Genomic DNA, 7,234 nt, shown 5'->3' with positions numbered 1-7,234 from the left:
CCACCCGCTACGACAAGACCGCCCAGTCCTACAAGGCAGCCATCACCCTCGCATCGATCCTGATGTGGGCCTGACACTTTGACGACAACCCCTAGTCGCCGTCGTCGCGGTCTCCTACGCCCTGCGACGCCGGAAGTAGATACTGAGGTCAGCGCTTCAGGGTGACCAAGTCGCCACGAAGCAGCTGACGCTGTCCACGGTCTCGGCGTACAGGAGACGGTGAGTAGTCAGGTCCCAGTCGGCCCTGTCCAGCAGCTGCCAGGGGGAGCGGCCCGACACCCTTAGCTCACGAGCGAGATCCTCGTCCATGGTCGGGAAGAATCCGTCCACGTCACCGCCGGCCAGCGCGGCAGCGATGCCCGCGTCGATCTCCTCGACCCGCGGGTCGGGGCGCCGGGCTCCGTCCGCGCCGGCGCGGGTCGGACCGTTCCCCATCACCAGCAGCCCTACGCGGTCCGCCCATCCCGCCAGATGGACGCCGTCCTCGCCGTTCGTGGGCCAACTCCGGGCGTCGTCCAGCTCGTAGGCGCGCACCGGACCGGTCCAGCCTGCCTGTTGGAGCAGCCACGAACCGACGCTGAGCGCCACCGGAAGCCTGCTCGTCGGTGCCTCCGCGGCCCGGCCGTGGCCAAGCCGCAGGGCTCCCTCCTCGTGGAGAAAGGATCGCGTACCGGGGCCGACCACGGCCACGATCTCGGGATCCTCGGCCAGTACGGCTGCCACCGCCTCCGCGCACGCCGCGCGCAGCCGCTCCGGCGCGGCAGGCGCGCTCACGTCCGTCGCGAACGTGAGCGATGGCAGGCAGGGACAGACGGCAGCGGCCACGAGCATGCTCCGCAGCCTAGCCGCCGCGTCCAGGCGGTCACGCCGCCGACGGGTGGGACCGCAGCCGTCACCCTGAAGCGCCGACCTCAATAACTCCTGAGACCTCAGCACCTGGAGGACCTCGCGGCAGAACCACCTGTGGCCTGCGAGCAAGCGTGCCGGCTGCGCTCGCAGGACGGACCCATCAGAGCACACACCCCGGCCTCGATTCCGCCCCAACTGGGCCTCTGACCAGCGCGCTTAACCCAGCGTGCGCTCGACAACCCACCTGCGGCGCAGGACGGTGAAGCCCTTGGTGCCGGAAGCGCGGCGGACGACCTCGAGGTCGATGCCGAGGTGGGCGGCGTGGTCGACAAGGTATTCGCGGTAGCCGCGGTCGGCCCAGCCCTTGCGGATGCCGGGGTGGTCGGCGGCGAGGCGGCTGAGGAGGCGCTCGCCGACAACGGAGTCCTGGATGCTGGCGGCGGTGACGAGTGCGGTTAGCATCAGGCCGGTGGTGTCGATGATGATGCTCCGCTTGCGGCCGACGATCTTTTTGCCCACGTCAGCGCCCTGTTCACGGACGGGGACGTTGGTGGAGGTCTTCACGCTCTGCGCGTCGATCACGAAGCCGGTCGGTTCTGGGTTGCGGCCCTCGTTCTCTCGGACTCGGCGTCGGAGCAGGGCGTTGAGTTGCTCGAAGATGCCGTCCTTCTCCCAGCGGCCGAAGTAGTGGTAGACGGTGTTCCAGTGCGGGTAGTCGTGCGGGAGGTAGCGCCAGGGGATGCCGGTGCGGGCCACGTAGAGGATCGCGTCGAGCAGGTCGCGTAGGTTGTGCTGGGGCGGGGTGCCGATGTTGAGACCGTGGCGGGCCTTGTCGTCCCGCCAGTTCGTCAGCATCGGCTCCACCAGGACCCACCGGGCATCGGACAGGTCGCTGGGATACCGCCGGCGTTCGCTCATACTTCCCAGGAGACGACGGTCGCGTTTGTCCCGGCAGGGCGCGGGCGACGGAAGCTGAGGCATTCGTAGCGAACCGGCTCCCGTTGGGATGAAACAGGAGTAGATGGGGCGCAACAGAGACCTCGCAGCCCCTGCCATCACGTCAGCACCATTTCCCTCTCATGTCACACCAGCCACTCGCTGCAAACTAGGGTGAATGACTATAGATGAGAGCTAAACGCCCTCTCAGCTTGCCGTTTAACCTCCGGTGCCCGACGGGGCAGGTTCGATCGGTGTGGCGAGGGTTACTTGGGCGGTCCATGACCAGGGCTCCGGGGGCGGATCCCAGGTCACCTTGACGTCGGTGTCGTGGACGTCGCGTGCGAGTTCCACCACCATGACTGCCGCAGCGGCTCGCGCGTCCTGCGGGTCAGTGTTGATCGGAATGTCCAGGCGCCCGCAGAGCATGCCGCCTTCCACGGGTTGGATCATGAAGCGCCAGCCCTCCGGTGTCGCCAGCAGGACGATCCCCTTCGGAATGCCCCAGGTGGGGCGCTTCTTCTTCTCCTTCTTGCGTCTCACCATGCCGCTATCCAACATCGTCGGGATCGTGGCGATGAACGGGGGTCGCGGGGCTGCTGCCTCGGCGCGGTTTGGTGCCTTTCTTGTGGTGAGCGGGGCGGCCGTAGGGCTCGCCGGTGGCGAGGACGCGTCCGACGTTGTAGCGGGTGGCGGGCTGTCGGTTCTTCGAGCCGACCGGGCGTCCGGGGCCGGGGCGAGTGGGTTTTGGTGCACCCGCTGGCGTGCCCGTCTTCGCGAGCAGGTTCCTGAACCCTCGACGGACCCGGGCGGGGGTGAGTCTGGTCGGTTCCGCGGGTCGTTCCCAGGGACGCCGGAGGTCGCGTGCGAGTGGGCGGGCGAGGCGGAGCTGAGCGTGTGCGGCCAAGACGAGCCAGGTCCAGCGGTCTGCCGCCGCCGAGTCCCGCAGCTTGGGCCGGGTCCACCTGAGAGTCTGCTTGAGCAGACGAAACGTGTGTTCCACGTCGAAGCGGCGGAGGAACGCTTGCCAGCACCGGTCGACGTCGGCGGGGCCGGCGCCGGTGCCCGACCACCACAGCCAGACAGGCTTGTTCACCCCGCCGCTGGGCAGTTTTTCGACTGCCAGCCGGATTACGGTGCCCTCGATGATGGGCAGCGGGCCCTCGTGGTCGAGCCAGGCCGCCCGTCGGGTCAGCCGAGGGTGCAGCCGGTCCCATGCCTGCGCGGTCGCGGTCCCGTACCGGTCGGTGTTGGTGACGGTCGCCGCGGTGACCTCGCCCCAGCTCTCGGGTCGGCCGAAGACGAACTCACCGCCATGCTTGGGCGGGCGCCCGCCCTGCGGCGGGCAGATCCACGGCACCGGAACGGGCTTGCGCATCACCCGGTCCGAACGGAGCCGGCCCAGCACCTCCACCGGCAGGTCTGCCAAGAGGTGGGCGATGCGGGGCGCGTCGTAGCCCGCGTCCAGCACGACCAAGACCTCCGGGTCGCCCTCACACCACTGGCTGGCGTCCACGAGACGTTGGACGACGTCTCGGACCTGGCTGGCGGTGACCGCGGCCAAGTCGGCGCCGGGTTCCAGCCGGATCGCGTCCAGCAGCGCGGTCCACCAGGTCCGGCCGGTCTCCAGGGCGGCGACGATCGAGTACGGCCAGCCGGGCACCATCTGGTGCTTGCCCAGGCCCCGCCCGAAGGTATGGCAGAAGGAGCGGTCCGAGGAGGTGTCGGCGTCCGGCCGCAGCCACAGGGAGACGTCCACCGCCAGAACGAGCCGACCGTCGCCGGCTCGGGGAAGCGGGACACTGGTCAGTGCCCGCCTCAGCCTGGCGAGGTCAATCCGGCCGTGGTTGATCCCGGAGTACAAGGCCCCGTGCCCGCGTCGATGCTCGGGAGCGAGCGCCAGGTCCACGAGGGTGCGGACCGGACCGTCGGTGCATAGCAACGCGTCGCACAGCTCGAACAGGGCATCGCTCCGCGCGGTCAGGCACGCGTACAACTCCGAGCGGAACTCCGCCGCCACCGTGAACGCGTCTCGTTGAACCTCATGCTCGACCAGCCCCACGATCCCGGCCTCCGTACTGCGCTGTCGCTCAGCACAGAATCGGCCCGCGGAATCTCACACCGCTGGTGAACTGGGAAAACACAGAACAAGTTCGACCCTCGTTCGACGTCGGACCATAAACGTCAAGCTCAGCAATCCCGCATGCGGGCCCGCTGGCGGGAACAGCAGCATGACCGCCAGCCTTCACGCAGGGTTTGGCCCTGCTTTCTCGCTGGCGAAAGCGCAAGCGATGCTGCTGGCTAGTGCCACCCATTCGGGTGGGAGGGTGTGGCGGGTCATGCCCGGCCGAGGCTGCGCTCACGTCCGGCAAGCTGCGGGGGACATCGGAGGACAGTAGGCCAATCCCAGCACGGCATCTGGTGGATGGCGTCGTCGTCAACCAGAGTGACCTCGGGGGTCGTAGATCGTTTGCCGGGAATGAATACCACCAAACGTGTACTTGCCGTTATCGCCCTGGCCGGGGCTGCATTGGCGATCACCGGGACTGCCCAAGCAGATGATTCGCGAATCACTGATCCGCGAATCATTCGCCTCATCGATGAGGACAACGTGCTGTCCGGCGACTTGTCCGTCGACCCCGAGGACGTAGGCCGCGTCCCTGACGTCACGATTGAGGAGACCACTCGCATCCTCCACAGCGACGACAATGGCCCTGTGGAGTTCATCCGCATGATCGACGAAGACTAGGGACGAACCCAGCCGTTCGGGCCTGAGCTTGACGTTTATGGTCCGACGTCGAACGAGGGTCGACCGATCAACGCTGACCCGCAGGACACGCGAGCCGCTGCGGCAGTCATGGTGGTGGAACTCGCACGCGACGTCCACGACACCGACGTCAAGGTGACCTGGGATCCGCCCCCGGAGCCCTGGTCATGGACCGCCCAAGTAACCCTCGCCACACCGATCGAACCTGCCCCGTCGGGCACCGGAGGTTAAACGGCAAGCTCAGAGCCTGTTTCGCATCTCCTGACCCGTGTCAGTGGCTCGCGCTCCGCAACGCGGTCGGGGCTGCTGGACCGCTGACGTCACAAAGCCGGCGAGGATTGCGGCCAAAGCCGGGTCACGAGCTGGACGCCGATCCGTCCGCTCCGTACCGGAGGCCGTCAAGGAGCAGGTCGAGGAGGCGTCCGGCCCGTTCGCGCTGGTCGGGAGCGCTGGTGATCAGCCCTATGCCGGCCAGGCTGAAGCCGACATCGAAGGGGTCGATGCCCGGGCGCAGGAGACCGGCGTCGGCGCCGGCGTGCAGCAGGGTGCCCAGCGCGGTGGCGAGCTTGCCGAGGGTCTCGGCGAAGGGGTCCGCACCGGATGCGACCGCGGCCCGCAGCGCGTCCGCCATGCCCTGCTTGGCAGCCAGGTAGTCGATGAAGTCGTCCATCCACAGGCGGATCGCCCGGTCGGGCGGGTTGTCGGCCAGCAGCTTCGCGGCGCTGTCGCAGACGCGGGCCAGCTCGTTGCGGTAGGCCGCCTCGACGAGCGCCTCGCGCGTGGGGAAGTGGCGGTAGAGCGTGGCCGAGCCGACACCCGCGGCCTTGGCGATCGTGTCGATCGCGACGTCCGGGCCCTTCTCGGAGAAGGCGCGTACGGCCGCTTCGAGGATGCGCTCCCGGTTACGGCGGGCATCGGCGCGCAACACGCTCGGCTTGGTGGTCAAGGCTGCTCCCTTCATCGGGGGACCAGTCTAACTGGACAACCGGGGAGTTCCCCGCTTACCGTCATGATTAACCGGGGAACTCCCCGGTTACGGCGTTGACCGTGACGCTCCACGCGCAAGGAATGGCGATCATGACAGCACAGCAGCCCATCGGTTCCGGCTTCGGGGCCCGCAGCACCACGGCCGACGTCCTGGCCGGCCTCGACCTCACCGGAAAGCTCGCAGTCGTGACCGGCGGTAGTTCCGGACTGGGGCTGGAGACCACGCGCGCCCTGCGGGGCGCCGGCGCGACTGTCGTCGCAGCCGTCCGCCGCCCGGAAGCGGCCGCGGAAGCCTTCACCGCAGTGGACGGGGTCGAGGTGCGCCGTCTCGACCTGGGCGACCAGGCCAGCGTGCACACCTTCGCGGACGAGTTCCTGGCAAGCGGCCGCAGCATCGACATCCTCATCAACAACGCCGGCGTGATGGCCCTGCCCGAGACCCGCCTCGGACCCGGCTGGGAGGCGCAGTTCGCCACCAACCACCTGGGCCACTACACACTCACGAACCGGCTGTGGCCCGCCCTGGCAGCCGACGGCGGCGCGCGCGTGGTCGCGCTCAGCTCTGCCGGACACCGCTACTCGCCGATCCGCTGGGACGACGTCATGTTCGCAAACGACTATGACAAGGCCGTCGCCTACGGCCAGTCCAAGACCGCGATCGCGCTGTTCGCCGTCCACCTCGACGCGCTCGGCCGCGAGCACCAGGTGCGGGCCTTCGCCGTCGCCCCCGGTGCCGTCATGACCCCGCTCCAGCGGCACATGACCCGCGAGGAGATGATCGCCTTCGGCTGGATCGACGACCAGGGCAACACGGCCCCCAGTTTCAAGACCCCCGAGCAGGGTGCCGCCACCCAGGTCTGGGCGGCCACCTCCCCGCAGCTGGCCCACACCGGCGGCGTCTACCTGAACGACTGCGACATCGCCCCGCTTTCCCAGGACGACGCACCCGGAGTCAGGCCCTACGCGGTCGACCCCGAACAGGCCGCACGCCTGTGGACCCTGTCCGCCCGGCTGACCGGCACCAACGCGTTCGCGAACCGGTGACACGACGGCAAAGCGCACTCCCCTCCAAGAAGCCCGCACCTGAAATCTCTGCAAGAAGGGTCACGAAATCATGACGCACACCGATCTGGCCGCCGTCGCGAACGAAGCACAGGCATGGTTCGACAGCTACGTCGAGACGTTCATCAGACTGGCAGCAAAGGGGAGCACCGATCCCGAGCCGCTCCTAGACTACTTCTCGGTGCCGATCAGCATGACCACGGGCACGGCCCACATCACTCTCACCTCCGCCGAGGCGCTCTCCCAGGGACTCGCACACGAGCTGCACGCACTGTGCGACGCCGACTACGGGGGCAGCAAGGCCCTCGACCCGGTGGTACGCGTGCTCAACGAGCGGGCCGCGCAAATCGAGGTGACCTGGGCGCGCCAGGACAGCCAGGGGCGGGAGTTCCAGCGTGTCCGTGTGCTCTACCTGGCCGCCCGTACCGACGCGGGATGGCGGACGGTCGCCTCCGTGATCCTGGCCAGCTGACGAAGCGACCTGCGCCTCTACCGCGCCATATCAGTACCCCCACCCCAAAGCACCGTCCCATGTCAGTGAGCCTTTTCAGCGTGGTCACCGATCGGGTGATGACCTTGGTGCCCGCAACGGACAGGGCTCCCGTGCCGTTGGGTGAGGTGTTCGAAGTCTCA

7 protein-coding genes and 1 pseudogene are annotated in these 7,234 nt (G+C 68.3%); 3 read left to right on the top strand and 5 right to left on the bottom strand.

Going from position 1 to position 7,234, the window contains the following annotated elements; translation table 11 throughout:
* Positions 1-156 precede the first annotated feature (156 nt).
* The 4 genes and pseudogenes from AB0F18_RS37775 to AB0F18_RS37760 all read right to left on the bottom strand — a co-directional run bounded on the left by AB0F18_RS37775 (position 157) and on the right by AB0F18_RS37760 (position 3,847).
* Positions 157-774, bottom strand: a complete 618-nt coding sequence (locus tag AB0F18_RS37775) for a hypothetical protein (RefSeq protein ID WP_362069633.1) — start codon at positions 772-774, stop codon at positions 157-159.
* Positions 775-1,068: 294 nt separating this feature from the next.
* Positions 1,069-1,767, bottom strand: a pseudogene (locus AB0F18_RS37770) (IS5 family transposase); the annotation flags it as partial.
* 237 nt (positions 1,768-2,004) lie between these two features.
* Positions 2,005-2,346, bottom strand: a complete 342-nt coding sequence (locus AB0F18_RS37765; RefSeq protein WP_362069630.1) for a hypothetical protein — start codon at positions 2,344-2,346, stop codon at positions 2,005-2,007.
* A complete protein-coding gene (locus AB0F18_RS37760; protein ID WP_362069627.1) occupies positions 2,336-3,847 on the bottom strand; it encodes an NF041680 family putative transposase in 1,512 nt (503 codons plus the stop codon). Before AB0F18_RS37760 ends, AB0F18_RS37765 begins: the two co-directional genes overlap by 11 nt.
* A gap of 417 nt (positions 3,848-4,264) precedes the next feature.
* Here AB0F18_RS37760 and AB0F18_RS37755 point away from each other — a divergent pair, with 417 nt between their 5' ends.
* Positions 4,265-4,534, top strand: a complete 270-nt coding sequence (locus AB0F18_RS37755) for a hypothetical protein (RefSeq protein ID WP_362069624.1) — start codon at positions 4,265-4,267, stop codon at positions 4,532-4,534.
* Positions 4,535-4,907: 373 nt separating this feature from the next.
* Here the strand turns inward: AB0F18_RS37755 and AB0F18_RS37750 are convergent, their stop codons facing one another.
* The gene (locus AB0F18_RS37750) at positions 4,908-5,513 is read right to left on the bottom strand and encodes a TetR/AcrR family transcriptional regulator (RefSeq protein WP_362069621.1); all 606 of its coding nucleotides are present in this window, start codon (positions 5,511-5,513) and stop codon (positions 4,908-4,910) included.
* Positions 5,514-5,626: 113 nt separating this feature from the next.
* Between AB0F18_RS37750 and AB0F18_RS37745 the strand changes: the two genes are divergently transcribed.
* Positions 5,627-6,583 (top strand): SDR family NAD(P)-dependent oxidoreductase, encoded by a 957-nt coding sequence (locus tag AB0F18_RS37745; RefSeq protein WP_362069636.1) that lies wholly within the window; start codon positions 5,627-5,629, stop codon positions 6,581-6,583.
* Positions 6,584-6,653: 70 nt separating this feature from the next.
* Positions 6,654-7,073: a hypothetical protein gene (locus tag AB0F18_RS37740; RefSeq protein ID WP_362069618.1), complete on the top strand. Its 420-nt coding sequence runs from the start codon at positions 6,654-6,656 to the stop codon at positions 7,071-7,073.
* Positions 7,074-7,234: the final 161 nt, after the last annotated feature.

Origin of the sequence: Streptomyces sp. NPDC029216, from assembly GCF_040648015.1 — a bacterium.
In the GTDB taxonomy this organism is placed as follows: Bacteria; Actinomycetota; Actinomycetes; order Streptomycetales; family Streptomycetaceae; genus Streptomyces.
Note: the sequence above shows the minus strand (reverse complement) of the source record. Positions and strands in the feature narration are given on the sequence as shown.

Bases quoted from the DNA above. Each gene is read 5' to 3' on its own strand.
- AB0F18_RS37765 (WP_362069630.1), bottom strand. From the start codon at position 2,346: ATGTTGGATAGCGGCATGGTGAGACGCAAGAAGGAGAAGAAGAAGCGC.
- AB0F18_RS37740 (WP_362069618.1), top strand. From the start codon at position 6,654: ATGACGCACACCGATCTGGCCGCCGTCGCGAACGAAGCACAGGCATGG.
- AB0F18_RS37755 (WP_362069624.1), top strand. From the start codon at position 4,265: ATGAATACCACCAAACGTGTACTTGCCGTTATCGCCCTGGCCGGGGCT.
- AB0F18_RS37750 (WP_362069621.1), bottom strand. From the start codon at position 5,513: ATGAAGGGAGCAGCCTTGACCACCAAGCCGAGCGTGTTGCGCGCCGAT.